The sequence below is a fragment of the Picosynechococcus sp. PCC 7003 genome (genome assembly GCF_001693255.1).
Lineage (GTDB): Bacteria > Cyanobacteriota > Cyanobacteriia > Cyanobacteriales > MRBY01 > MRBY01.
In genome coordinates this window covers 200731-227472 of record NZ_CP016474.1, presented here as the reverse complement: position 1 = coordinate 227472, position 26742 = coordinate 200731, and the positions used below count along the sequence as shown (strand labels likewise).

The 26742-nt window shown below is 48.5% G+C and carries 26 protein-coding genes; 6 read left to right on the top strand and 20 right to left on the bottom strand.

The features are described 5' to 3' along the window. Window positions 1-144 precede the first annotated feature (144 nt). From cax to dtd, 3 genes are all read right to left on the bottom strand, one after another. The gene (gene cax, locus AWQ21_RS01090; protein ID WP_065712951.1) at window positions 145-1248 is read right to left on the bottom strand and encodes a calcium/proton exchanger; all 1104 of its coding nucleotides are present in this window, start codon (window positions 1246-1248) and stop codon (window positions 145-147) included. Window positions 1249-1922: 674 nt separating this feature from the next. Then, window positions 1923-2891 carry a protochlorophyllide reductase gene (locus tag AWQ21_RS01085; protein ID WP_065712950.1) on the bottom strand — a complete coding sequence of 323 codons (969 nt, stop codon included), beginning with the start codon at window positions 2889-2891 and terminating at the stop codon, window positions 1923-1925. Between the two features lie 302 nt (window positions 2892-3193). Then, entirely contained in the window at window positions 3194-3649 is a 456-nt protein-coding gene (gene dtd / locus AWQ21_RS01075) for a D-aminoacyl-tRNA deacylase (protein WP_065712948.1), read from the bottom strand. A gap of 66 nt (window positions 3650-3715) precedes the next feature. On the opposite strand from dtd, the gene AWQ21_RS01070 reads away from it, so the two are divergent. Then, window positions 3716-4063 (top strand): YtxH domain-containing protein, encoded by a 348-nt coding sequence (locus AWQ21_RS01070; RefSeq protein WP_065712947.1) that lies wholly within the window; start codon window positions 3716-3718, stop codon window positions 4061-4063. 15 nt (window positions 4064-4078) lie between these two features. Beyond that, window positions 4079-4471 carry a hypothetical protein gene (locus AWQ21_RS01065; protein ID WP_065712946.1) on the top strand — a complete coding sequence of 131 codons (393 nt, stop codon included), beginning with the start codon at window positions 4079-4081 and terminating at the stop codon, window positions 4469-4471. Here AWQ21_RS01065 and hypD read toward each other — a convergent pair. Together hypD and AWQ21_RS01055 are read right to left on the bottom strand one after the other, a co-directional pair. Continuing rightward, a complete protein-coding gene (gene hypD / locus AWQ21_RS01060; protein WP_065712945.1) occupies window positions 4468-5595 on the bottom strand; it encodes a hydrogenase formation protein HypD in 1128 nt (375 codons plus the stop codon). The two genes, AWQ21_RS01065 and hypD, sit on opposite strands and share 4 nt — an antisense overlap. Next, complete coding sequence (locus tag AWQ21_RS01055) at window positions 5595-5840, bottom strand: HypC/HybG/HupF family hydrogenase formation chaperone (protein ID WP_065712944.1); 246 nt, start codon at window positions 5838-5840, stop codon at window positions 5595-5597. The genes hypD and AWQ21_RS01055 overlap by 1 nt, the downstream gene beginning before the upstream one ends. A gap of 147 nt (window positions 5841-5987) precedes the next feature. Between AWQ21_RS01055 and AWQ21_RS01050 the strand changes: the two genes are divergently transcribed. Beyond that, complete coding sequence (locus tag AWQ21_RS01050) at window positions 5988-6569, top strand: Uma2 family endonuclease (protein ID WP_065715152.1); 582 nt, start codon at window positions 5988-5990, stop codon at window positions 6567-6569. Here the strand turns inward: AWQ21_RS01050 and hypF are convergent. From hypF to hypE, 12 genes are all read right to left on the bottom strand, one after another. Then, the gene (gene hypF / locus AWQ21_RS01045; protein ID WP_065712943.1) at window positions 6566-8839 is read right to left on the bottom strand and encodes a carbamoyltransferase HypF; all 2274 of its coding nucleotides are present in this window, start codon (window positions 8837-8839) and stop codon (window positions 6566-6568) included. The two genes, AWQ21_RS01050 and hypF, sit on opposite strands and share 4 nt — an antisense overlap. 7 nt (window positions 8840-8846) lie before the next feature. Beyond that, window positions 8847-9668, bottom strand: a complete 822-nt coding sequence (gene hypB / locus AWQ21_RS01040) for a hydrogenase nickel incorporation protein HypB (protein WP_065712942.1) — start codon at window positions 9666-9668, stop codon at window positions 8847-8849. Between the two features lie 3 nt (window positions 9669-9671). Next, window positions 9672-10013, bottom strand: coding sequence for a hydrogenase maturation nickel metallochaperone HypA (gene hypA, locus AWQ21_RS01035; protein WP_065712941.1), 342 nt, complete (start codon window positions 10011-10013; stop codon window positions 9672-9674). Window positions 10014-10018: 5 nt separating this feature from the next. Further along, entirely contained in the window at window positions 10019-10657 is a 639-nt protein-coding gene (locus AWQ21_RS01030) for a Uma2 family endonuclease (RefSeq protein ID WP_065712940.1), read from the bottom strand. A gap of 67 nt (window positions 10658-10724) precedes the next feature. After that, entirely contained in the window at window positions 10725-11165 is a 441-nt protein-coding gene (locus tag AWQ21_RS01025) for a hydrogenase maturation protease (RefSeq protein ID WP_065712939.1), read from the bottom strand. Continuing rightward, window positions 11165-12589, bottom strand: coding sequence for a Ni/Fe hydrogenase subunit alpha (locus AWQ21_RS01020; RefSeq protein WP_065712938.1), 1425 nt, complete (start codon window positions 12587-12589; stop codon window positions 11165-11167). Before AWQ21_RS01020 ends, AWQ21_RS01025 begins: the two co-directional genes overlap by 1 nt. A gap of 95 nt (window positions 12590-12684) precedes the next feature. Beyond that, window positions 12685-13329, bottom strand: a complete 645-nt coding sequence (locus tag AWQ21_RS01015; protein WP_232315016.1) for a CBS domain-containing protein — start codon at window positions 13327-13329, stop codon at window positions 12685-12687. Between the two features lie 5 nt (window positions 13330-13334). Continuing rightward, window positions 13335-13892 (bottom strand): oxidoreductase, encoded by a 558-nt coding sequence (locus AWQ21_RS01010; RefSeq protein WP_065712937.1) that lies wholly within the window; start codon window positions 13890-13892, stop codon window positions 13335-13337. Further along, on the bottom strand, window positions 13892-14608 hold the full coding sequence (gene hoxU, locus AWQ21_RS01005; RefSeq protein ID WP_065712936.1) for a bidirectional hydrogenase complex protein HoxU: 717 nt from the start codon (window positions 14606-14608) through the stop codon (window positions 13892-13894). The genes AWQ21_RS01010 and hoxU overlap by 1 nt, the downstream gene beginning before the upstream one ends. Before the next feature lie 70 nt (window positions 14609-14678). Next, window positions 14679-16283 (bottom strand): NADH-quinone oxidoreductase subunit NuoF, encoded by a 1605-nt coding sequence (gene nuoF, locus AWQ21_RS01000; protein WP_065712935.1) that lies wholly within the window; start codon window positions 16281-16283, stop codon window positions 14679-14681. Window positions 16284-16346: 63 nt separating this feature from the next. After that, window positions 16347-16838: a bidirectional hydrogenase complex protein HoxE gene (hoxE, locus tag AWQ21_RS00995; RefSeq protein WP_065712934.1), complete on the bottom strand. Its 492-nt coding sequence runs from the start codon at window positions 16836-16838 to the stop codon at window positions 16347-16349. 346 nt (window positions 16839-17184) lie between these two features. Then, a complete protein-coding gene (gene hypE, locus AWQ21_RS00990) occupies window positions 17185-18222 on the bottom strand; it encodes a hydrogenase expression/formation protein HypE (protein ID WP_065712933.1) in 1038 nt (345 codons plus the stop codon). A gap of 208 nt (window positions 18223-18430) precedes the next feature. Between hypE and ureC the strand changes: the two genes are divergently transcribed. The 3 genes from ureC to AWQ21_RS00975 all read left to right on the top strand — a co-directional run bounded on the left by ureC (window position 18431) and on the right by AWQ21_RS00975 (window position 22264). Beyond that, on the top strand, window positions 18431-20140 hold the full coding sequence (ureC, locus tag AWQ21_RS00985; RefSeq protein WP_065712932.1) for an urease subunit alpha: 1710 nt from the start codon (window positions 18431-18433) through the stop codon (window positions 20138-20140). Between the two features lie 91 nt (window positions 20141-20231). Then, on the top strand, window positions 20232-20810 hold the full coding sequence (locus AWQ21_RS00980) for a Uma2 family endonuclease (protein WP_157094681.1): 579 nt from the start codon (window positions 20232-20234) through the stop codon (window positions 20808-20810). 128 nt (window positions 20811-20938) lie between these two features. Beyond that, window positions 20939-22264: a PhoH family protein gene (locus tag AWQ21_RS00975; RefSeq protein ID WP_065712930.1), complete on the top strand. Its 1326-nt coding sequence runs from the start codon at window positions 20939-20941 to the stop codon at window positions 22262-22264. Between the two features lie 9 nt (window positions 22265-22273). On the opposite strand, the gene AWQ21_RS00970 is transcribed toward AWQ21_RS00975, so the two are convergent. From AWQ21_RS00970 to prfB, 3 genes are all read right to left on the bottom strand, one after another. Beyond that, window positions 22274-23758 (bottom strand): Ig-like domain-containing protein, encoded by a 1485-nt coding sequence (locus AWQ21_RS00970; protein WP_065712929.1) that lies wholly within the window; start codon window positions 23756-23758, stop codon window positions 22274-22276. Between the two features lie 53 nt (window positions 23759-23811). Next, on the bottom strand, window positions 23812-25278 hold the full coding sequence (locus tag AWQ21_RS00965; RefSeq protein WP_083997939.1) for a hypothetical protein: 1467 nt from the start codon (window positions 25276-25278) through the stop codon (window positions 23812-23814). Between the two features lie 48 nt (window positions 25279-25326). Next, window positions 25327-26440, bottom strand: a protein-coding gene (gene prfB / locus AWQ21_RS00960) for a peptide chain release factor 2 (RefSeq protein WP_157094780.1) whose coding sequence is annotated in 2 segments (ribosomal slippage) — window positions 25327-26367 and window positions 26369-26440 — 1113 coding nt in all. Because the reading frame shifts where the segments join, the coding sequence is not laid out codon by codon here. Window positions 26441-26742 lie beyond the last annotated feature (302 nt).

The window sequence follows — 26742 nt, the reverse complement described above, 5'->3', positions numbered from 1 at the left end:
CCTATGCTAATGCAGCAAACTTAAAATCGGGAAGGGCAACTCAGATTTCTCGGTAAGGCGATCGCCACCCTTGCGACCAAAAATAAAGACGAACCAAGGTTCGCCCAAAGAAATTAGCAGTTTGATGTTTTGTGGTGTGATGATCTAGGCCAGTCCAGGTACAGCCGGATGGAAGAAAAAGGCCAACCCAAGCACTGTATAGGTCGCTAGTAATAGGCTTCCTTCGAGCCAATTGGAATTACCATCAGAACTAATGGAATTGGCAATCAGGACAGCTACGGCCACGGCTACCAGTTCAAAGGGATTGAAATCAAGATCCATCGGTTGACCAATAACCCACCCAGCGATGACTAAGACCGGGGCGACAAACAGGGCAATTTGCAAACTAGAGCCAACGGCAACGGATACGGATAGATCCATTTTATTTTTTAGGGCGACGGTAACAGCGGTGGCATGTTCTGCGGCATTACCAATGATGGGCAGGAGAATTACCCCTGTAAAGAGAGGACTGAGGCCGAGACTTTCGGTGGCTGCTTCGAGGGAACCGACTAAGAGTTCCGATTCAATGGCAACGGCAAGGGTAACGACAAGTAGAACCCCAACCCAGAGCCAAAGGTTAACTTTTGCCTTGGCTTCTTCTTCTGTTTCTCCTTCTTCTTCGACTTCTGCGACCCCCACATCGTACAGGTAGGAGTGGGTTTTCATCGAAAACAATAAAGTTAAGCCATAGACCAGAATGAGGACAATTGCGACGGCAACGGAGAGATTTTGGAGGGTTGCTTCGCCAATGCCAGTGGAGGTGTATTCTACGGCGGTGGGAATTAGGATCGCAATCACCGCCAAGTTCATGGATGAGGCATTAAGGCGGGCGGCGGTGGGTTGAAAGTCCTGTTCTTTGAATTTGAGGCCACCCAGGAGCATCGCAAAACCCATCACCAGTAGCAGGTTACTAATGATCGATCCGGTGATCGTGGCTTTGACGACATCGACTAAGCCGGACTTGAGGGCAATAAAAGCCAAAATTAATTCAGTGGCATTGCCAAAGGTGGCATTTAACAGACCACCAAGGTTGGGGCCGACAACAACGGCAATTTCTTCGGTGGCTTCTCCCATGAAAGCGGCTAGGGGCACAATGGCGATCGCCGCTGTACAGAACACAGTAACGGGACTCCATTCGAGGAAGTGGCCGGCCAGGGAAATTGGGATAAAAGCGAGTAGGGCTAGGAAAAAGGTGTTTTTGTTCAGCATAAAGACGTAAGGGTTGCGCTAGTGTCCAATATAGACGGGAAACCAGGAATCCGTGCCCCTTTCGGCAGAGATTTCCCAAGGCGATCGCCTTAGCTCTTGATGCTGACTCTAATATGCGACTTTAAACCCTAGAAATATAGGCAATGCAGAAATTTTGTGAGTTGACACTCCCCTGCCTAAAGGCGAGGGGATTCTTGGTTCAGCGAGTCCACTTACCTAGGATTCCTTGCGAAGCCCTAACCAGAGGTGGTTCTCTCCCCAAGCGTTACTTCCCCAGTGCCCCTGGGTAGTTGAATTTCTCCAATGTTTGTTTGACTTGAAACCCTTTGTTTCAAATGCTGCTCGTCTAGTTCCTGCAAAGATTTTACCTATCCACAGGGGGAACCTAGAACAATTGGATAGAACCCGATATCTTTGATTGTCAAGGTTCAGCGTAGTGCCGTGAGGCTACTGGGTTTTTAGAGCGGTTGATTACCCTATCCGCTAGAATTCAGTGTAACAAAATGCCACTCGATATTGGCATGCTTCTTCCCTTTGGTCAGTCGCTCGGCTTATATCCCCGCTCTAAAAGAGGCAGGGTTTTACGCCGACTTTCCGATAATAAAAAAATCTCCCTTGATGGGAGACAATAAGAATAAAATTGCTCTCTAAAGGAATCAGGTTCTCAATAGAAATTAAGCCGGCATGCCGACTAACTTGGCGCTGAGATCCCAAAGGACATCTGCTTTGTTATCATCAAGGGCCTCATCAGAAACTTCCTGCATAAAAGCTTCCCGTCCTTGCTGTTGGCGGTTCCCCCAACTCCAGTAAACGCCAGAGACATCGAAGCCAGGATCGGCGACAACTTTGGCCAGACGTTCTCCTGCGACTTCTTCGGTGACATAGCCCCCGGTAATATTTTTTTGGAACCAAGGGAAGATCTTCCGGAACAGACCATAGTGATTTCTAAAGAGGCCCGTTTCGGCAACACAGCCCGGATAAAAGGAGTTGAAGATAATCCCCGTGTCTTTGTGATAGCGGTTGTGGAGTTCCCGCATGGTGAGGATATTACAGAGTTTGCTGTCTTTGTAAGCTTTACCGGGTTTAAAGATTTTGCCGTCGATCATCGCGACAGGGGGCTTAAAGCCAGCGGCCATCCCCTGGAGATCCCCAAGGTCGGGGGGCGCCGGAATGGGAATTTTTCCACCCACTTCTTTCGGGTTGGCGGTGACGGTACCGAGAATCACAAGGCGTTTGTCCGCGGCGGGAGAATTTTTGAGGTCTTCCAGCATTAAATTGCAGAGCAGGAAATGACCCAAGTGGTTGGTGGCAACGCAGAGTTCATAACCATCTTTGTTGCGTTGGGGTTCCTTGGCGAGGGGCAGATACACCGCCGCATTACAAACAAGGGAGTTTAGGGTTTTACCTGTGGCCCGAAAATCGGCGACGAATTTACGGACGCTATCGAAATCAGCGAGATCAAGGTGCATGATCGTCCGACTGGCTTCGGGGATACCGACTTCTTTGGCGACTCGTTCGGTTTTTTCGAGGTTGCGGCAGGCCATGACCACATGCCAGCCTTTCTCGGCGAGGGCTTTGGCCCCATAGAGTCCGACCCCGGACGAGGCACCAGTAATGATCGCGGTTTTTTGTTGATCTGTCATGATTCTATGCTTTGGCGGAAGTTCATCACGTTAACTGCTTGTTGAAAATCTTACTATCCTTCTTTTCTCTTAATTTCGGGGGAATTCGTCGAAGGGAATTTGTCTTGGTAATTGGGCGAGAAGTACTCAAGAGCAAAATTGAGCAAATGCTTATGCCATGGGGCGATCGCCTTTTGATCGGGGGGACTGAAGCGGCGATCGCCCAACTTTTAATATTTGTATCTCAATATTGCCCACTGCTTTACAAAGCCATATTTCTCGTAAAAACCTGGGGGAAAACTTTACTGAAATTTGGGGCCAATTCAGGAGGGTTGGGCCTCGCGCTCTAGGATGAGGGTTACGGGGCCATCGTTGATGATTTCCACCTGCATCATGGCGCCAAACTGTCCGGTTTCAATCTTCAGTCCGCTTTGGCGGAGGCAGGCCACAAATTTTTCGTAGAGTGGTTCGGCTTGATCTGGTTTCGCAGAACCACTAAAGGATGGCCGCCGCCCCTTGCGACAGTCGCCATAGAGGGTAAATTGACTGACTACGAGGATTTCTCCTTGGATGTCCTGGATCGAGGCTTGCCAGGGATTGCCCTCAGGATCCGGAAAGAGGCGTAGATCAAGGCACTTGCGGGTAAGCCACTGTAATTCGGCGTCGGTGTCGGTGGGGGAAATGCCAACGAGGAGCGTTAAGCCGCGGTTAATTTGGCCGACAATTTGCTGATTGACGCTGACCTGGGAACGTTGTACCCGTTGGAGAACAATTTTCATCGGTTTTAGTAGAAGCCGGGTTGAATACTACAATGGAGGCGATTTGTGTAATGGGAGAACTTCAGTATGGCTGAGCGAAATGGTGGGGCCTTTGTGGGCGGTATGCTCATTGGGGGCGCTGTGGGGGCGATCGCCGGTTTATTACTCGCACCGCGCTCCGGTAAAGATACCCGAAAAATTCTCAAAAAATCCCTCGAAGCACTGCCAGAACTGGCGGAGGATCTCTCGGATAGTCTACAACTCCACGCCGATCAGCTCTCGGAAACGGCCCGCCGCAATTGGGACGAGACGCTGCAGCGGTTACAGGAGGCGATCGCCGCTGGGATTGAAGCGAGCCAAACCGAAGCCCAACGCCTCGATACCGAAGAAGATGAACTCCTTCCTGCCCAAGAGATTGACCCGTCCCAAAATTAAACCGTTTCATTTACAGTGCAAGATCCCCTTTTTTGGTTACTCCTGTCTTTTTTGCTCGTTGCCCTCAGTCTCACTGCTGTCCTTGCCGCTGCTTTCCCGGCTTTTTTGGAACTGGGACGGGCGGCCCGTAGCGCTGAGAAATTACTCGATACCCTCAACCGAGAGCTGCCGCGCACCCTCGATGCTCTCCGGCGTACCGGGGGAGATATTACCGAATTAACCGATGAACTCGAAGCCAGTTTTAAGAGTGCCCGGGGGATTCTCCAACAGACAGAAAAAGGACTGAAGCAAACCCAGCGCCAAATTCAACAAGTGCAACGGGGGGGACGCAGCACTTGGACGGGATTCCAGACGGCTTGGCAAACGTTTTGGCGATCGCCCCGCAAAAAATCCAGGCGACGTCGTTAATTGCTTTTGTTTACGACCTCGTTTCTAGGGGAAATTGATCCACCGTAGCGATAATAAGCAGCGCAGGCCCCTTCAGAGGAAACCATCGGCGCACCAAGGGGATGTTCCGGGGTGCAGCTTGTGCCAAAGGCGGGACATTGCTTGGGTTTTTTTTGACCCTGGAGAATTTCGCCGCTGATACAGGGGGAGGTTTGCGGTGGCGTGACAGCGGCGTAATCTAGCTTAAATTTGCGAGAGGCATCAAAGGCGGCGTATTTTTCGCGCAATCCGAAACCACTCTGGGGAATTTCTCCGATGCCACGCCAAATTCGCGGTACAGTTTCAAAAATTTCTGTCACTAATTGCTGGGCGGTTGGATTGCCTGCGGCTTGCACGACGCGATGGTATTGATTTTCGATGTGCGATCGCCCTTCTTCCAACTGTTTCACGCACAGGTAAATGCCTTGCACAATGTCCAATGGTTCAAAGCCCGTCACGATCAGGGGGATTTGGTAATTTTCGGCGATCGCCTCGTATTCCTGATAACCCATCACAGTACAAACATGACCCGCCAGTAAAAAGCCCTGAATTTGGCAATTGGGAGCAGACAAAATCGCTGCCATCGCTGGCGGAACCAACACGTGGGCGACCAAGAGGGAGAAATTTTTTAAGCCCAATTTTTCAGCTTGGTAGACTGCCATCGCCGTGGTTGGTGCTGTCGTTTCAAAGCCCACCGCAAAAAAAATCACCTGTTTATCGGGATTTTCCTGCGCCATTTTCAGGGCATCGAGGGGAGAATAAACCATTTTTACGGCTGCCCCCCGCGCCTTCACCGCAAGCAAATCGAGACTCGTCCCCGGCACGCGCAACATATCACCGAAGGAACAAAGCACCACATCGGGCAACTGGGCCAGGGCGATCGCCTGATCAATCAATTCAGCAGGGGTGACGCAGACCGGACAACCGGGGCCATGGATCAACGTAATCTCTGGGGGCAGCAGTTGATCGATGCCATATTTCACGATGCTGTGGGTTTGTCCGCCACAAATTTCCATGATCTGCCAAGGACGGGTAACAATATTGGCGATCGCCTTGATATACCCTTGCACCGCCGCCGGATCGCGAAATTCATCGACAAATTTCATTAAGGCTCCACTCCTGCAAAGGCTTCCATTTCTGCCAAATTAGCGAGGGTTTCCGTTGCCGCCGCCTCATCTAGCAAACTCAGGGCAAACCCCGCATGGACAACAGCATAATCCCCCACTTGGGCTTCCGGCACGTAGGCGAGGCTCACTTCCCGCACCACACCCCCAAAACTGACGCGACCCATTTTAAAGAGGGGATCGTCTCCAGTAATCTCTAAAATTTTTCCCGGCACCGCAAGGCACATATTTCTGAGCTTTTTATCTAAATTTTTCCGCTTTGATCCTAGCGAATGGCTGTAATCTCTGTAGGTATATTCAAGTTTTGTATTATTTATTGCTCGTCCCTATCGCGAAAATAATCCGATAAGCTGGAACAAAGTTCTCAAATGGCCATGAGTACAATCCTGACTAATTCTCTCCAAAGCCTAACCCTTCAGGAGTTTTTGAATTTACCAGAAGGGGATATTACCTATGAGCTACAAGACGGCCAAGCTATTCCGAAAATGTCACCAAAACGAATTCATTCCTGTTTACAACGTACTTTTCTCATAATGTTGTCGGCTTGGGGTAATAATGATGATTCACTCCTAGTGGGAGATGCCTATCCTGAATGGGCGATCGCCTTACAGCGCCGTGGCGTAGATTGGTGTCCGGTGCCTGATGTGACTTATATTTCCGATGCTAAACTATCTGACCTCGATCTTAGTAATGGCCCTTGTCCAGTGCCTCCAGAGTTAGTGGTCGAAATTTTGTCCCCCGGTCAGTCCTTTGAAGAGATGACCCAAAAAGCCCTTGATTACCTAGCGGCAGAGATCAAGCGGGTCTGGCTCGTGAGTGACCAAGAACGAAGCTTAACTGTTTTCGCCCCCAATACTCCTCCCATGACCTATCGCGGGAACCAAGTCATTGAGGATGATCTGTTTCCCCAGCTTAGGTTCACAATGGATGAGATTTTTAACAAGGCAAAAATTTAAAAAAATTGTTGTGCTACTGCCACGACTTGACCTAAGGCGATCGCCCCATCATTGGGCGGAAACTTTTGGGGATAAAACACCTGGAAATCCTCCATCGTTAAGCGTTGAATTGCCCTTTCCAACAGATATTTATTTTGAAAACAGCCCCCCGCCAAAATAACCTGTTTTAGTTTCGATTTTTTAGCCACTGTTACAATCAGTTCAACAAGCGAGTTGTGAAATTTTGCTGCAATTAAATCACCACCCATATTTAATGCTAAATCCTCAAGGATAGCTTTCACCATTGGCTGTACATTAATCGTTGAAATATCATCTTTTTCTTCCCAGTCAACACCATAGAATTCATTTGTTTTTAGATCACCAATTAAAAATTCTAGTGCCATTGCCCCCTGCCCTTCAAACGTTACCCTTTGGTATAACCCTAAAATAGAGGCGATCGCATCAAATAGCCGTCCTACACTAGACGTTAAAGGCGTATTAATTTTCCGTTTTAACATTATTTTAATTAACTGTAATTCCTGCTCCGAAAAAGCCTTTAACCCTAGGACATTTAAATAGCTTAATTCCTCTAATGTCCACCATTGGGATAATAAGCCTAAGGCACTGCGACGCGGCTCTTTATTCGCTTGATCGCCACCAATGAGAGGGAAGGGTTTAAGGTAAGCAATCCGCTGATTTTTTCCCTTATCAACAAAGAAAAATTCACCGCCCCAAATTGTGCCATCTGCACCATAACCCGTACCATCCCAAGCCACCCCTAACACTGGAAATTCAAGCTGATGTTCAGCCATGCAGGCATAGATGTGAGCATGGTGATGTTGCACTGGCACTAGAGGAATATTGAGTGTTTGGGCAAGATTTTTAGCGTATTGGCTAGAGAGATAGTCAGGATGTAAATCACAGGTAAGAATATCAGGTTCAAAGTCATAAATTTGGCTTAATTTTTGCAAGGTTTGTTCCATCGCTTGCAGCGTTAATTGATTAGACAAATCGCCAATATGTTGACTTAAAAAAATACGATCTCTTTGGGCGATCGCCACCGTATTTTTTAGATGTCCCCCCATTGCCAAAATATTTTTTGAGAGGGGTTGTTTTAAGGTAATGGGTTCCGGTGCATAGCCCCTTGCCCGCCGCAAGATCACAGGTGTATTATGCATCACTCGCACTACTGAATCATCCACAGGACGAAGAATGCGGCGATTATGAATTAAGAATCCATCCGCAATATTTTTAAGCCTTGCTAATGCTTCCGTTTCATCAATGCAAATGGGTTCATCACTGAGGTTGCCACTGGTTGCCACCACCGGAAAATTAAGCGCATTTAATAGCAAATGATGTAATGGCGTATAGGGCAACATTACCCCTAAATGAGGATTATTTGGCGCAACATTTTTAGCTAATTTAAAGGTTTCTCTTTTCTGTAATAAAACAATGGGACTGGCTTGTGAATTCAGGCATTTTTCTTCTAATTTTGAAAGCAAGCAATCGTTTTTGACGGAAATCAAATCGGGATACATTACTGCTAACGGTTTGTCGGGTCGTTGTTTGCGATCGCGCAGTTGTTGCACCGCCTGAAAATTTCTAGCATCCGTTAATAATTGAAATCCCCCTAAACCTTTTAATGCCAGAATTTTGCCATCACAGAGATATTGAATCGCCAATGTTAACGGATTTTGGTGCTCAAAATTAGTTTTAAAAGCCGTCAAAAAGTTTAATTGAGGCCCACAGTTTGGGCAGGCATTCGGTTGGGCATGGAAACGGCGATCGCCGGGGTCTTCATATTCCCGTTGACAGTCTGTGCACATCGAAAAATCCGCCATTGAGGTTAAGGGGCGATCGTAGGGCAGGGTTTCAATAATGCTGTAGCGGGGGCCGCAATGGGTGCAGTTCGTAAAAGGGTATTGATAACGGCGATTTTGAGGATTGAAAATTTCTGCAATGCATTCAGAACAGGTAGCTAAATCAGGTAAAACAACGGCAATTTTTTCTCCAGTTTGACTGGCACGAATTTGAAAATTTTTAAAATTAACTGGCTCTAAATATTGATATTTTAAAGCATCAATTTTTGCATTGGATGGCAACTCTGTTTGTAGTTTTTCGAGAAATAAATGAAGTGGCGATCGCCCTCCTTCCACCTCAATTGTCACCCCCGCAGCGGAGTTATTCACCCAACCGCATAAATTGAGTGCTGTGGCTAATTGATAAACAAAGGGACGAAAACCAACCCCCTGCACCGTACCTTGAATCTCTAGATGTAACCGTTGTTTCACAAGAAATCTAAGGAATTAATACAGGTTGCCCAACAATCATTTGATACTGACTTTGAAGATAGTTTAACCAGTTATCCATTCCTTCCCCTGTGCGCGCCGATAGTTCAAAAATTTCTGCTTGGGGACACATTTTTTGGATATTTTCTAATGCCAAATTACGGTCAAAACCCACCACTTCAGCAATATCAATTTTATTAACAATGACAACATCAGCAGACTTAAACATTGTCGGGTATTTTAATGGTTTATCCTCCCCTTCTGTCGTGGAAAGTAACACAATTCTTTTGTGTTCACCCAGATCATAGGCAGCGGGACAAACTAAATTACCCACATTTTCAATGATTAATAGATTAGCATCATCAAGGGAGATTTTTCTTGCCGCATTTAAGACCATTTCGGCATCGAGATGACAGAGGGTTCCTGTGGTAATTTGGGCAACGGGAACATCATTTTTGCGGAGTCGTTGGGCATCATTATCGGTTTCTAAATCACCGACAATAACGGCGGAATTTAGTTTATTTTTTAATTGATCAATCGTTCGTTCTAGTAATGCCGTTTTTCCCGAACCCGGACTAGAAACGACATTGATGACAAATAAATCTTTCGCCAGAAAATAGCCGCGATTACGCTCTGCGAGACGATCATTTTTTGCAAAAATGGATTGATTAATATCGATAGAATGGCTATGGTGATGACTGCCATTGTGCCCGTGGTGGTGGTCGTGATCATGGGGATGATGATGGTCATGATCCCCGTGGGAGTGATCATGGGCATGGGTATGAATTTCTACAGGTTTTTCAACAGCGTTACAACCGCAATTTCCACACATAATTTAAATCACCTCTAAGGATTTTAATTCGACTTCTTTGCCACTCAGAATTTGTTGACTTAAATTGCCACATAAAGGGCATTCATCAAACAAATCAAGTGGCGTAAAAGGGCGATCACATTGGGCACAATAACAGGTCACAGGAACCATTTCAATGATTAGTTTAGCCTGTTCGGCAAGGGTTCCGCCCGCCACCGCTTCAAAGGCAAAACTCAGGGCTTCCGGCACCACCCCACTCATTGCCCCAATTCGCATTGTTAAACCCACAATTTTTGTGGCGTTTTGTTGTTTGGCTGAGGCACAGGCGATCGCCACGGTTTCTGTCATGATTGCGACTTCATGCATGGCAACTATGACCTCTGCTGTTGTACCCATCGACGGAATTTTCGCAGAATAGTGGTGCGTCCTTCAACTTTACTATCTGCCAAAAATTGAGGTATGACTTGAATGAGATTCCAACCCGCAAAAATTTGACTATCACTAATGCTTTGATACTGACCATTAATTAAAACATTAATTTGTAAAGTATTTCGCTCAAATCGCCATAATTCAGGGACACCTAATGCGGCATAAATATCAGGATAGGTGCGAGATGTGATGTCAATTTCAAGGGCAAGATCAGGTGGAGGATCAATGCTTAAATCAATGCGACTTTTACCTCGTATTTTTGCTTCATTCTTAATGTAAAAACATTGATCAGGTTCTAGCCCTTGGGATGTTTCTTTTCTAAATGTGGTAGAACCTAAGCAACGAAATTCCATGTCGAGTTCTTCCAGCAATACTTTGATTAAATCACTAATAATTTCTTTATTATCTTCATGTTCAGCTAATGGAGTCATAATCTCTAAACATTGATCTTTATATGCAATCCGAGCCGCACGATGTTCGCCTAAGTCTGTTAAAATTTGCTCGAATTCCTGCCAGCTAATATCCCGTAAAATAATATGCTGACCGGGGGGGACTTGAATACGTTTGAGTTCTAATAACATGACTTTTAGTTTAGGCTTTTTATCTATTATAAAATCAAAAATAGAAAGGCGATCGCCACGGTTTCTGTCATAATTGCGACTTCATGCATGGTGTGACTTGTTCCTGTAAAAGCTGAATTGCTGTTTGGATGGCATTTTGGGTAATTTCAGAATAGCTTTCTCCCAATTCAAAATTTTGAGCCGGAATTAAAACGAAGTAGGCATCAGGGGCATAATGATAGATTTTTTTTGCTAAATTTAAGAGACTTTGGGGGTCAATAAAATGTCCAAAATTGTGCTCATCATCTCTGAGTTGAATCAACTGAATGGTGACGGTATCAATGGGAGCAGCATCGACAAAATAAACGCGCTCCACTTGGATTAAATCTTCCACTAATTCTGGGGTGAGTTGATGGGTGGCGATCGCCATTATATTTTCTTGATCAAAAAAAGCTTTAGCAACGGTTTGTCCCGCCCCATCATCAGAACGTAAGGTATTTCCATAGCCAATAATTAAAGTCTGTTTCATTAACTATCACGACGAATTTCTTTAACAATTGAACCATCGGGGGAAATTAGCTGCAAAATCATCGGCATTTGTCCGGCAGCATGGGTTGAACAACTCAAGCAAGGATCGTAATTTCTTACCCCAGCTTCCACCCGATTTAAAATACCTTCGGCGACATTTTCACCATGAATATAATGCTTGGCAATTTGGGTTACAGTGCGGTTAATCGCAAAATTGTTTTGTCCCGTAGCAATCACTAAATTGATTTTTTGAAGTAGTCCATTTTCATCCACTTGATAATGGTGAAATAGGGTTCCTCGTGGTGCTTCACTCACGCCAACGGCTTCGGTTTGATTGACTCCCGCCTCTGCTTGTAAACGGCTAGAAAACAAATCTGGATCATCAATCATCCGCTCAATTCTTTCGAGGGAACCAAGGATTTCAATTAATCTAGCATGATGATAAACGAAGGAAGCCTGCACGATTCTGCCGTGCCGTTGCCGATATTCAATGAGTTCTTGATCGGCTAATGGTGTGCCAAAATGTTCGCAAATATTTAACCGTGCCAAAGGTCCAACGCGGTAAACCCCCGTCTCCCCAAAAAGCTTATAGTAAGGGGATTTTAAATAAGAATCTGCCTGTAATTTTTCCCCAAGGAATTCACGGTAATTGTTCGGATCAAGGCGATCGCCAACAATATTGCCGCGGCTATCGATCATTCGCAAAATGCCATTGTAATGTTCCCATGCACCGGACTCCCCCACTAAGCCCAGATAAAGACTCGGAAAATTGCCAAAGACTTCCACTTCTTCCTGATGGGAATCAAGGATTTTTTTAAACAAACTCAGGGCATTTCTAACGGTATTTTTTGCCTCCGGCAAGCCCCTTTTAATGTAGATTTTTCCTTCTTTAGTCAAAGGCGATCGCACACCACCGGGGATTGACCAGGCGGGGTGAACTTTTTGGCTGCCAAGGATTTTAATAATGTCCTGTCCAAACTTTCTCAGGCGGATTCCCCCCCGTGCTAAATCTGGATCGGCAGCAATTAAACCAAACACATTTCTTGTTTTTGGATCGCCGTCCCAACCGAAAATTAAATCGGGACTACTGAGGTGGAAAAAACTGAGGGCATGGGATTGGGTAATCTGAGCAAGATTGATCATCCGTCGCAATTTTTCTGCCGCTGCGGGAATTTTTACAGCTAATAATTGATCCCCTGTTTTGGACGAAGCAATCAGGTGACTGACAGGACAAATGCCACAGATTCGGGACGTTAAGGCGGGCATTTCCCAAAAGGGACGACCCTCACAAAATTTCTCAAAACCGCGAAATTCCCCCACATGGAAACGGGCTTCATTCACTTCCCCTTGATCATCTAGGTAAATGGAAATTTTGGCATGTCCTTCGATGCGAGTTACGGGATCAATGATAATTGTTTTAGACATTTTTAACTCCTAGATGATTTTTTTAACGAATACTTGAAATGTTTTTATTAATTATTTTTTAGAATGAATTGATGCCTGATTTTGACGAATTATTTTCAACCACTACACCAATTATCAACCATCAAATGATTGATGGCTTCTGGATTTTTTTCTAAATATTCTTCAAGGGCGGTTTTATCTAATTTTTGGGATTGTTGATAGGCGGTTTCAGCTTGCAATTCTTCCACCATCGCCCACGCCTGAATACAGTCACTAGAATCATGTCCTTTTTCTTGACAGATTAATTTTGCTTGTTGAATAGCGGCTTGCATTTCTGCGGCAAATAATAGCTCTTTGGGACGCTCTAAAAAGTCACTTTTACTAATTAAATCTTCGACGGTAATTATCCCTAAAAGTTTGTCAGTCATGACGGGGGCACTGTGCAAATTCCACTGACTAAACAGACGGGCAACATATTCCACCGCCAGATCAGGACTCACAGAAATACAGGGTTTGGTCATAATTTCATAGGCGCGGATTGCCCTTGGATCACGACCATAGGCAATCACTTTACTGACGATATCGGTGGCGGTCAAAATGCCGTAGGCATCGTGGTCATGGCGACGATCCACAATCAGGACGCGGGTTTTATTCACGCGCATACATTGGGTAGCACTGGCAATGGTCGCTAAACCTTTGATGGTCACCACGTTGGGGTTCATAATATCGGCGGCAGTCAGCATGGCAAATGTTTGGGACATAAAATCTAGCCGAATTTAATCATGTCGCGCCCGACCATCTCCGGTAATTTCCCTTCTAATAATGGGGCGATCGCCGCTTTAATTCTATCGGCATCGGGAGGGCATCCAGGGAGGAATAAATCGATATTGACAACTTCATGAATTGGCAAAACTCTGGGTAAAAGGGGCGGCAAAATTCCCCCGGTAATTTGTTGGGGTAATTGGTGTTCTTCGGTGAGTTCTTGATAACCCCGTTCTAAAATTGTTTGGGCATCTCCCTTTTGATTGCGAATGCCTGTAACATTCGTCGTTACGGCACAATCCCCAAAGGCAATTAATAGCTTTGTATTTTGACGAACTTTTTCTAACAATTCCAAATTTTCTTGATTGGCGACTGCGCCTTCAATGAGACAGACATCGACATTTTCTGGGTAATCTTTGACATCAGAGCCGACGGGGCTAAACACCACATCTATATGTTTGGTTAACTCAATCAGAAACTCATCAAGGTCTAAAAAAGACATATGGCAACCGGAACAACCCGCCAACCAAATTGTTGCAAACCGAAGCTTTTGATCTGCCATTATCTTGTCCACTCCCCTTTTGTGCGTGCGGTAATTAAAAATTCGAGTTTTTGGCGATCGCCGAGTTTACTGCCCACCGTTGCCCCCTTGCGGAAAATGGATCCCGTCGGACAAGCATCCACACATTTGCCGCAACTCGTACAGGCATCCACCTCGCCCCAGGGCTGATTTAAACCGGAGATAATTTTTGATTCTCCCCCCCGATTCGCCACATCCCAGACGTGCGCCCCCTCGATTTCATCACAGACCCGCACACAGCGGGTACAGAGGATACAGCGGTTATGGTCAATGCCAAATTGTTTGTGGGAAATATCCACCTCCCGCTGCGGATATTGGTACGGAAAGCGCGAATGATCCATCCCCACCTCCACCGCCATATCCTGCAACTCACAGTGACCGTTCGCCACACAAACCGCGCAGACATGGTTCCCTTCCGCGAAGAGCAATTCCACCGTCATCCGGCGATATTCAGCCAATTTTTCTGTGTGGGTCTGGACGACCATCCCCTCCATCACCTCCGTCACACAGGCGGGTTGGAGTTTATTGCTCCCCTCAATTTCCACGAGGCAGAGGCGACACGCCCCCACATCGGCGACCCCCTCCAGATGGCACAGGGTCGGAATGTGAATCCCCGCATCACGGGCGGCTTCGAGGATCGTTTCCCCCGCGCGGGCACTGATTAGCTGATCATTTATCGTTAAAGTGTTGACTGCCATAGTTTTGCGTTGCTGCTTAGGGTGCTTGTTTTAAGGACTGCATAGAATTTTTTGAATTTTTAGAGGAAATTTAATCGGCGTTACTCCCCACGAGGGCATCATATTCCGCGCGGAAATAGCGCAGGGTACTCAAAATAGGATTGGGCGCACTCTGTCCCAACCCACACAAGCTGGCTTCCTTGACCATGTAACAAAGCTGTTCGAGCAGTTCAATGTCCTTGGGTTCAGCCTGTCCCTTGAGCATTTTGCTGAGTAGCCCCGACATTTGCACCGTTCCGGCACGGCAGGGGATACATTTGCCGCAGGATTCGCACTGGCAAAATTCCATATAAAATTTCGCCACATCGACCATGCTGGTGGCTTCGTCCATGACGATCATGCCGCCGGAACCCATCATCGTACCGAGTTTAATGAGCGAATCGTATTCGATGGGGGTATCAAGATATTCAGCGGGAATGCAGCCACCGGAGGGGCCTCCGGTTTGGACGGATTTGACTGTGCCGCCGTCGGGGATGCCACCGCCCATTTGCTCGACAATTTGCCGGACGGGGGTTCCCATCGGTACTTCAATCAAGCCATTTTTGGCAACTTTTCCGGTGAGGGCAAAAACCTTTGTGCCTTTGCTTTTTTCGGTGCCGATGCTGCTAAACCAGTCTGCGCCTTCGCGGATGATTGGGACGATGTTGGCGTAGGTTTCGACGTTGTTGATTAGGGTGGGATGCCCCCATAGTCCAGACTGGGCGGGGTAGGGGGGTCTGGGTCTGGGGGTTCCCCGTCCGCCTTCGATGGAGGCAATCAGGGCGGTTTCTTCGCCACAAACGAATGCGCCCGCACCAATACGGATATCGATGGTGAAATTGAAGGGGGAATTAAAGATCTGGCTGCCGAGTAAGCCTTTGCTCTTGGCTTGTTTGATCGCTTTTTCGAGCCGTTGGATCGCGAGGGGATATTCGGCGCGGATGTAGATATACCCGTGGTTTGCGCCTACGGCATAGCCGGCGATCGCCATCCCTTCGAGGACTCGGTGGGGATCACTTTCTAAGACCGCGCGATCCATAAATGCCCCCGGATCCCCTTCGTCGGCATTACAGACAATATATTTTTGATCCCCCGGCATTTTGGCGACGGTCGCCCATTTCAAGCCCGTGGGATAGCCACCGCCGCCGCGCCCCCGTAGCCCACTTTTGGTAATTTCCTCGACCACCTCCATCGGGGTCATATCTTCGAGCACTTGGTGCAATGACCGATAGCCGCCCCGCGCAATGTAGGCTTCAATCCGTTCGGGGTCAATTTTGCCGCTATTTTCCAGCACCACGGGTTTTTGTAACGTGAAAAATGGGGCTTGGCGATCGCAGATTTCTAGCTTATCCGAGGGGGTTTCCCCGATGGCTGCCGCCACAATATCCCCGGCCACCTCCGGCAAAACCTGCTGAAAACAAGTCTCATCGCTCACATCCACCAAGGGCGCAAAGCCACAGAGTTTCATACAACCGACGGGAACCACCTCCAGGCGATCGCCCAAATTTTTTTCCTGAATCCGTTTTTCCAGCTCCTCTTTTACCGCCAAACTGCCAGAGGACATACAACCCGCCGCCGTACAACAGCGAATCTGAATTTTTGTGTGGCTGTCCTGTTCCGCTTCCGCAATTTCAAATAATTCCGCTAAATCCGTCATCTTTCCCGCAAATCCTGACTACAAATAAAACTTTGATGTCTGACACCTGATCACTGGTATCTGTCAACTTCCCTCAGATAACTGCTTCAGCCTTGCCATCACCTGATCGGCGTTCTGTTTCCCGCACACCTCATCGTCATAAACCACCGCTGGCGCAATGCCACAGGCCCCAATACACCGTGCCGTTACCAGCGAAATTTGATCATCCGGCGTTGTTTCCCCCGGCTTAATGTGGAGGGTTTCATCGATTTTGTCGAGGAGTTGTTGGGAGCCTTTCACGTAGCACGCCGTCCCCAAACAGACGACACAAGTATGTTTCCCCTTCGGTTTCAGCGAAAACAAATGGTAAAACGTCGCCACCCCGTACACCCGACTGAGGGGCAGTTTCAATCCCCGCGCCACGTACTCCAGCACCTCATCTTCGAGATAGCCAAACACCTCCTGCGCCTTATGCAACACCTCGATCAGCGTATCTTGGCGATACTGATTCCGCTTCATGGTGACTTCTAGCACCCGAAAACGTTTATCGACAGGGACAGCATGGGTTGTGGGCATGGTAACTTCCTGAAACTACGGCAGAAACAATGGGGGCGATCGCCCGTTGAAATAGTTGAAATAACAGCCTAGGGAGAGGCAAACAAGCCTCAAAATTAATCTAATCTAACCTTTTATGAAACGACAAAGAGGTCTTTTTTTATAGAAAATCTTAAGATTTTGCCCTTGACCCCAACAGATTTTTACAAAAAATTCATTGGCTTACAGTTACATCCTAAGTGGTGAAATTTTCTCTCCCAAAAATCATGTAACAATTCTTGAATGTTGAGCTTCCATGTCCTAGAAAAACAATTTTTTTGTTGCTTAATTTAAGATTAAGAATATGACGCATTTTATTAATGATTTTCTAACAAATACGGGGCAACTGTTCACCGCTTAAACGGTCTAAAATCCGCGCGATGCCAAAGGCGTTTTTTAAGGTGACGGGGGCAATATCGTCAGGCGAGAGGGGGGTGGTGACTTGACCGATGATCTGGGCGTTGGCTTGGTGCGATCGCAAAATTTCTAAACTTTTGTCCGCTTGATCGGGCGGCACAAACGCCACAAATCGCCCCTCATTCGCCACGTACAACGGATCAAATCCCAAAATTTCACAGGCCCCCCGCACATCCTCCCGCACCGGAATGTCCCGCTCGATCACTTCCATGTTGAAACCAGAGGCGATCGCCAACTCATTCAACACCGCCGCCAGTCCGCCCCGCGTCACATCCCGCAGACAATGCACCCCAATCCCCGCAGATAATAAATCCTGCACCGGATTCACCAAGGGCGCACAATCACTTTCAATGGTCGTTTCAAAGGCTAAACCCTCCCGCTGGGCCATGATCGCAATCCCATGGCGGCCCAAGTCCCCACTGACTAAAATCGCATCCCCAGGGGCGATCGCCTTTGGTTGAATCTTAAGCCCCGATCCAATCACCCCAACACCCGACGTATTAATAAAAATGCCGTCCCCTTTTCCCCGTTCCACCACCTTCGTATCCCCCGTGACGATCTGTATCCCAACTGCCTGGGCCGCCTGTTGCATCGAAATCACAATCCGCCAGAGGGTTTCTAAGGGTAAACCTTCTTCCAAAATAAAACCCACACTCAGATACAAGGGTCGCGCCCCCGCCATCGTCAAATCGTTTACCGTGCCATAAACTGCCAATTTGCCAATGTCTCCCCCCGGAAAAAAGAGGGGCTGCACCACATAGGAATCCGTCGTCAAGGCCAATTCTCCGGTTGGCATGGTTAACTGGGCCGCATCATGGCTCGTGCAGGATTTCCCAAAGGCCATGGCAAACATTTTGTCGATGAGATCCTGCATTAGTTTGCCGCCACCGCCATGGGCCAACAGCACGTGGGACGTATTTTGTAAGGGAATCGGACAGGTTAAATCCATGGAGGGTGCATTGCTTGTTTTTTCGTTTAAGGTAGCGTCTCTCCAAGGGAAAAAGAACCCCGCCATCACTCCGGCAATGAAAGTTAAAATCCTGAGTCGCCTGGATGAAATATCGCCGATCTAACAAGTTGTCTCAGCTACGGTTCAGGGCTTGGGAGATGGGGTAATCTGGACTGAGAATTGAGCCTCAACGCAAGAAGGAGTCCCCATGAGTTACCGGATGTCACGCCGCGCCTATGCAGAAACCTATGGCCCCACGGTGGGCGATCGCCTGCGTTTGGCAGATACGGAACTATGGCTGGAAGTAGAACAGGATTTCACGACTTATGGGGATGAGGTGAAATTTGGGGGCGGCAAAGTGATCCGCGATGGCATGGGGCAATCTGCTGTTACCCGTGCTGACGGGGCTGTGGATACGGTGATTACCAATGCACTGATCGTGGACTGGTGGGGCATCGTCAAGGCTGATGTCGGCATCAAAGACGGCAAAATTTACAAAATCGGCAAAGCTGGCAACCCTGATATTCAAGACAATATCGACATCATTATTGGCCCCGGCACTGAGGCGATCGCTGGCGAAGGACACATCCTCACCGCTGGGGCCATCGATAGCCATGTGCACTTTATCTGTCCCCAACAAATTGAAACGGCTTTAGCTTCTGGCATTACCACTATGATCGGTGGTGGTACCGGCCCAGCCACAGGCACCAATGCCACCACTTGCACCCCAGGCGAATGGCATATTTCCCGAATGCTCGAAGCGGCGGAAGGGTTTCCGATCAATCTCGGCTTTACGGGGAAAGGTAATAGCGCCAAACCGGAAGGACTAATCGAACAGGTTCGTGCTGGGGTGATCGGCCTGAAACTCCACGAAGACTGGGGCACAACTCCCGCCGCCATCGACAACTGCCTAAGCGTCGCCGATCAGTTTGATGTCCAGGTCGCGATCCACACCGACACCCTCAACGAAGCGGGCTTTGTGGAAGATACGATCGCCGCCTTTAAAAATCGCGTCATCCACACCTATCACACCGAGGGGGCTGGGGGCGGCCACGCGCCGGACATCATTAAAGTCTGTGGTGAAGCGAACGTGTTGCCCTCTTCAACCAATCCCACCCGTCCCTATACCCTCAACACCCTGGAAGAACACCTGGATATGTTGATGGTTTGTCACCACCTAGACCGCAGCATCCCCGAAGATGTCGCCTTTGCGGAATCACGCATCCGCCGGGAAACCATCGCCGCTGAAGATATTTTGCATGACCTGGGAGCCTTTAGCATGATTTCTTCCGATTCCCAGGCCATGGGGCGCGTCGGGGAAACGATCATTCGCACCTGGCAAACAGCCCACAAAATGAAAGTCCAACGGGGCGCTCTAGCCGAGGACGTTGGGGATAACGATAATTTCCGCATTAAACGCTACGTCGCCAAATACACGATCAACCCAGCAATTACCCACGGCATTTCTAATTACGTCGGTTCCATTGAGGAAGGAAAATATGCGGATCTTTGTCTCTGGAAGCCGGCCTTCTTTGGGGTAAAGCCGGAACTGGTGATCAAAGGTGGGGCGATCGCCTACGCCCAGATGGGAGATGCCAATGCCAGCATCCCAACGCCTCAACCCGTCCACATGCGGCCAATGTTTGCCAATTTCGGCAAAGCAATGCAGTCCACGGCTTTGACCTTTGTTTCCCAAGCGGCCATGGAAGCGGATGTGGCGACACGATTGGGCCTCCAGAGAACCGTTTTACCCGTTGCCAACTGCCGCAACTTAACGAAACGCGATCTGAAGTTAAATGATTATCTGCCTAGAATGGAAGTAGATCCAGAAACCTACCATGTGCGAGCAGATGGAGAAATGCTCGTCTGCGAACCTGCCACTGTTTTACCCATGGCCCAACGGTACTTTTTGTTTTAAAAATCATCTCATTCAACAGAATAAAGACTCTTGATATTGGCTTCAAAGCAACGTTAATTGTCTATCGGCTCAATGAAATCGGAGATCAATAATGATTTCTACAGTCCCTCAACTTTTTACGGTAGAAGATTATCTCGAACAGGAAGCGAGATCAGCCTTAAGACATGAATTTATTCAAGGAAAAATTATTCCCATGGCAGGGGCTTCAGCAAATCACAATCGTTTGACTTTAAATCTAAGTCGCTTATTGCCGTTTGAGATCAGCGATCGCCAATATGAAATCTTCGTCAGTGATATGCGTCTTTGGTTACCAGATGTGGCTAGTTATCTTTATCCTGATGTGATGATGATTGAAGGTGCACCAGTTTTTCTAGACGAGAGCCAAATGGCGGTGACAAATCCCTCTATGATCGCTGAGGTACTTTCTAACTCCACCGAAGGATTTGATAAAAATCAAAAATTTGCCCTTTATCGCACAATTCCTCAGTTACAGGAGTATTTGTTAATCGATCAGACTTGCCCACGGGTAGAACTTTATCAAAAGGTAGGCGATCGCCAATGGCTATTAACCGAATTAATGGGAGAAAATGCTGTCATCAAATTCAAGTTTGCTGCGCTAGAAATTAAACTTTCAGAATTGTATCAACGGGTTAACTTTGTCGAAAATTAACTACATAAATACTTTATTAACCCATAAGCTCAGTTCTCCCTAAAAGAATTTTTATTGCAAAGTTAACACTGACGGGATCAAACAGAGGACGATAGAACTATGAGCTATTGATTCCCTGGCAGGTCTCTATGAAAAAAGTCTTTGTCCTGGATACGAATGTCTTGCTCCATGATCCCAAAGCGATGCTGTCCTTTGTGGATAACGAAGTGGTCTTGCCGATTACGATCATTGAAGAATTAGACCGCTTCAAAAAACAAGTTGATTCCATTGGTCGTAATGCGCGGCAAGTTTCCCGTACCCTTGATGCCCTCAGCCAAGGAGGGTCTTTGGTGCAGGGCATCGCCCTCGATCAGGGAGGGTTGCTCCGGGTGGCCCTCTGTAAACCAGAAATTCTCAAAACCTTACCAACGGAATTGGCAGGGAATTCTGGTGATAATGAAATTTTGGCGGTGGCCCTGACAGAACAAAATAGTTGTCAATGTCCGGTTGTTCTTGTCAGCAAAGACACCAATCTGCGCATTAAAGCCGGGGTCTTGGGTCTGACCACAGAGGATTATGAAACGGGCAAGGTCAACCTCGATGAGTTTTATGGGGGGACGACGGAAGTTCTCGTTGATTCCGAGGCGATCGCCGAATTTTATCAAAATGGCACCATCACCCTGCCAGAAACTTTTTTCCTCAATCAAGCGGTCACCCTCGTGGATCGCCTGAAGCCGACCCATACCGGCCTGGGCATTTGTCGTGACGACGAGCATCAGGTGGTGCCTCTCAATAAAGCAACAAAAGCCCCGGTTTCTAATATTCAAGCGCGCAACCGTGAACAGAAATTTGCTCTGGAATTGCTGCTGCGGGATGAGATTCAACTGGTAACTTTAGTCGGGAAAGCGGGTACGGGGAAAACTCTCCTGGCCCTCGCTGCTGGGGTAGCGAAGGTGGCCGGGGAACGGCTTTATAATCAACTGCTAATTTCGCGGCCCATTGTGCCCATGGGGAAAGATTTGGGCTACCTACCGGGGGAAATCAAAGAGAAACTGACTCCCTGGATGCAACCGCTCTATGACAATTTAGATCTGATTTTCAATACCCAAGATCTCAAAGACAAACCGCGTCACTGGCGGCACGGCTATGAGGAACTGATGGAATTGGGGTTATTGCAAATTGAACCCTTGACCTATATCCGGGGCCGCACGATTCCCCGACAAATCTTGATCGTTGATGAGGCCCAAAATTTAACGCCCCACGAAGTAAAAACCATTTTGACCCGGGCCGGAGAAGGCACCAAGATTATCCTCACCGGGGATGTGGAGCAGATTGATAATCCCTATGTGGATGCGTCCAGTAATGGCTTGACCTATGTGGTGGAAAAATTCAAACAGGAGGCGATCGCCGGTCACATTACCCTACTCAAGGGCGAGCGATCGCCATTAGCAGAACGGGCCTCAATCCTGCTGTAAGAACTCATCCTAGGGCAGCCAACGGGGATAAACTCCCGCAAAGGGCAGGGCCTCCAATTGAGTTTGGTCAGGGGTTTCACCGGGAACGATGAGCCAGAGTTGCCCTCCGGCGATCGCCTCCCCGGAAGCTGTGCGGAAAAAAGGCTCTTCCACGTCGGTAATATCCGTCACCACTTGGCTAAACAGCAACCCCAGACCATCGGGGGCCATGCTGAGGGCAATATCTTGGTATTGGGTCAACTGGGCGAGGCGATAGACCGTCTGGGTTTCGAGATCAATTTGAGCAAAATAGGGTTGCTCCCGGTATTCGTCCCCAGGGATTAATTCCGTTAGCAAACAATAAAGCTGGGTTTCAGTGGGGTTAAAGTCGCAATCTAACACCGATCCATCCGTATCGAGCAATTTCTGTTCCTGGTCGCGGCTATTAACCAAGTACAGCGATCGCCGGTAGCGCAATTCTGGATTATCACTGTTGAAATCTACCAGCACCGCTGTTGTTCCATCGGGCGAAAACGTCACCACCTGACCAAAGCGGGGCAAAAAGTCGAGGGGTTCTTCCTGGATATCTTCTAGGGAAAAAATACCAATCCCTTTCCCCTGGGGTAGGGCAATGGTTTTCCCGTCCGGGGCGATCGCAAAATCTCCCCCTGACAATCCCAAAGGTTGCGGCTCTTCCCCAGGAACCACTAACCACAGCCCAAAGTCCGCCGGATCATCCCGCTTGACCCGTTGCACGGCGATCGCCTCCCCATCTGCTGCAAGCTGAAATTGTAAATTTTGGTAGGTGCGATTATCTAAAACCAGTTCCAAGTCCGAGGACACATCATCTTCTCCCAAGCCTGTACTCACTCGATAAAGCTGACTATCCTGAATTCCTTCTGCTGGGCGCGTCCGGTCTACTGCACTAAACAAAATGGCTTTCCCCTCTGGATACACCTGGAAGTCCAGCACCACCAAGTTCGGCGGCGTTAAAATGCGCTTCTCATCCTTCGTCCAGTTATATAAAATTAATCGCCCTTTTTCTTCTTGGGTCTCATCGGTGCCCACATAGGCCAGGGCGCGATCGCGAGTGCGAAAACTACTGGAAAATGGCTGCATTGTTTTTCCTAATTTCCCAGAAGCCGCAAATTTTTCCCGCGCCCCCCGCAATGTCAGTTGATAATCCTGGCCATAGGGAGCCGGAGCCAGTAGCGTATAGGCCAAACGCTTCCCCGCCCAACTGGTCTTGCCGGGGAGCGGTGGGTCAATCACTAAATTTTCCTCAACACCCACCGCATCCATCGGTCGGTCGAAGGTCAAAATAAACGCCGTATCATCACCGCCAATGCGTTGCTCCTGCCAGGAAAATTCCCGCACCCTTGGCCCGGTATTAATCGGACAATCCACACCACACAGTTGCTCACCGCCGACGCCGATGCCGATCATCAAGCTAAAAATCACGATCAACAGGAAGGCAAGACGATCAATGCGGGTCATGGTTTTCAAAACGGTCATAGGATTTGCGGGGACTGATGGCCCCGTTCAGGAAAAGTGCATTAAGAAGAATTTTAGGGAATCCACTGGGGTTGATAGCCCGGCAGCAGGGATTCCGGTGGGACAGGCTGAATTTCTGTATCCGTCCCCAACTCCGGAAGTGCCAACAACCAGAGGCGGCCCCCTTCCACCGCCAAGCCCGTGGCAGTAAACAGATCACTCGTGGGTGTTGGTGGAGTCGTGACCACCTGATCAAAGAGGAGGGCAACCCCATCGGCGGCAATGCTCAAGCCCACATCCTGATAATTCGGTAAAGCGAGGAGGGCGGTTTCTTCCCCTGTGTTGAGATTCAAGGCACTGAGAAAAGGTTCCTCAACCACTTGGCCTGAGGCTTCAGTTTGATCCAGCTTGAGGCAATACAACAGTTCCGCTGCGCGGGGTTCAAAGCGACAATCAATAATCGGCGTAAGGGTCCGTAAAATTTCTGTGGCTTTTCCCTCGGCGTCGATGCGGTGAAGGGAGTAAACGCCATTGGCCTGTTGGAGGGCGATTTGCTGGGTTTGATCGGGGGAAAAAGCGAGGAGTTTAGTAAATTCTTCCCTGGCTTGGATGGCACCACCATTGCGATTTAGGGGCACCAGGGAGAGTTTATTTTGTTGGGAAATGGCGACGACTTCGGCGTTGGGGGCGAGGAGGAAGTCATTGGCGGGAATCCCCAGGGCACGGGGCTCGGCTTGACCTTCGATAACCCACAAACTGCGATCGCGGGGGTTTTCTCGATTGGTGCGCTGGATAATGATCCGTTCTCCATTGTCCGCGAGTTGAAAGGCTCCATTACGGTAATCCTGGGCGGCTAAAACAGGTTGAATGCGCCCGGCGGGTGGGGGGCTAGCGGTGGAGCCTTGGAAATTTAAACCTGTGCTCACTGTATAGAGTTGTTGGTCACCAATCTCAGCCTGGGCCGAGCCCCGGGGAATGGCAGAAAATAAGAGGCGATCGCCTTCAGGATACACATCAAAGTTCAGAACAATGAGATCCGCTGGGGTGAGGACGCTTTTTTCTTGGCGGGTCAGGTTATACAAAATTAATCGCCCCCGGTCAGTGCCGTCAGTGCCAATGTAAGCAAAGGCGCGGTCTCGACTTTTCACCCGACTCAAAAAAGGCACACTACTGGGCTTCTCTTCCGCTTCTGGGGTGGGGATAGCCAGTTTGAATTGATAATCCTGGCCATAGATGGGGCGTTCATCGAGGCTATAAAAGAAACGTTTGCCGACCCAACTCCAGCGGCCCGCCAAGGGTGGTTCGATGGTGAAATTCTCTGTGACAAGGGCTGGGTCGAGGGCTTGGTTAAAGGACAGTTGAAACTGTTGATCCTTGACCCCAATTTGCTGCCCCTCCCAACTAAAGGCTTGCACTTGGGTGAGGGTGCGATCGCCAAATCCCCACAGCAGTGCCACCGATAATGTGAGGCTAAAAAGGGCAGCGAGGACGACTTGATCGAAGCGTTTGAGGCGAAAAATATTCAAAACTGAAGAAGCCACGAAATTTTGCCACCTTGCATTTTAGCTCACTGCCCTCATTCCCCGGTGCTACTCTCCGACCCAAGTGTCCTGGCGTAGGGAGGCTTCAATAAAAGCATCGAGGTCGCCATCCATGACCCCATCCACATCGGTGGTTTCGTGGTTGGTGCGCAGATCCTTGACCATTTGGTAAGGGTGAAAAACATAGTTCCGGATCTGATTCCCCCAGGCGGCCTCCACCATGTCCCCGCGAATCTCAGCAATTTCCTGGGCCCGTTGCTCCTGGGCAATGATTAATAACTTTGCCTTGAGGATTGCTAGGGCTTTTTCTTTGTTTTGTAACTGCGATCGCTCTTGGGTACAGCGCACGGCCACCCCCGTGGGCAGATGGACGATCCGTACCGCCGTTTCAACTTTATTGACGTTTTGTCCGCCCTTGCCGCCCGCCCGGGACGTGGTAATTTCCAAATCTTTTTCGGGAATCTCGACCTTCACAGCGTCGTCCCCGAGGATGGGCATCACTTCCACCCCGGCAAAGCTGGTCTGGCGCTTGCCATTGGCGTTGAACGGCGAGATCCGTACCAGGCGGTGGGTGCCTTTTTCATGTTTGAGATAACCGAAGGCATAACGCCCGCTCACTTCGAGGGTGGCTGATTTTAAGCCTGCTTCATCCCCTTCAGAAATTTCCGCCAACCGCACTTTATAGCCTTGTTTTTCGCTCCAGCGGGTGTACATCCGCAACAGCATTTCCGCCCAGTCCTGGGCATCGGTGCCCCCAGCTCCGGCATTAATCGTCAACACCGCACCGAGGTTGTCATATTCCCCCGAGAGCATTTGTTGCAGTTCCCAGCGGTTTAGTTCTTTCTGGAGATCATCCAGGTTTTCCATTGCTTCCGTGAGGAGGGCGGGGTCTTCTGCCTCGGTCAATAATTCGGCGATCGCCGCTGCATCTTCAAGCTGACCTTGCCACTGTTGATACTGGGCGACGGTGCCCTTCAGTTCGGTTAGCTCCTGGAGAATGTCCTGGGCTCCTTGCTGATTCTCCCAAAATTCTGGCTGGGCTGCCTGTTGTTCGAGGTCAAAAATCTTTGCGTCTAAGGTTTTTAGGTCAAAGATAGTCCTGGGTTTTCCCCAGGTGCGCTTGGACAGTTTCAAGGGAACGCTTTAAATCGGTTAATTCCACCATAGATCCTTAGGGGTTGTTGCAAATACTCAAAAAATAGTAGGGACAGCCGGCAATATCGGCAGTCAATTATAACGAAATCCCTTGCTCGGAAAAAATGATCAGCTCAAATTTCCGGCGTGATTCGCTAAAATAAAACCACCCACGCAATGGAAAAGTTGTCAAGAATACCCCGAAATGATAGAGTCTGCTGAATAATTGCCCCTAGGCTACGGTGCACAGTCGAGATCAACCCTCTCAACATTTTGCTATTGTACGGAACTTTCCGGTGCTGTTTCCCCTGAACCTTCACATGTCCCCGT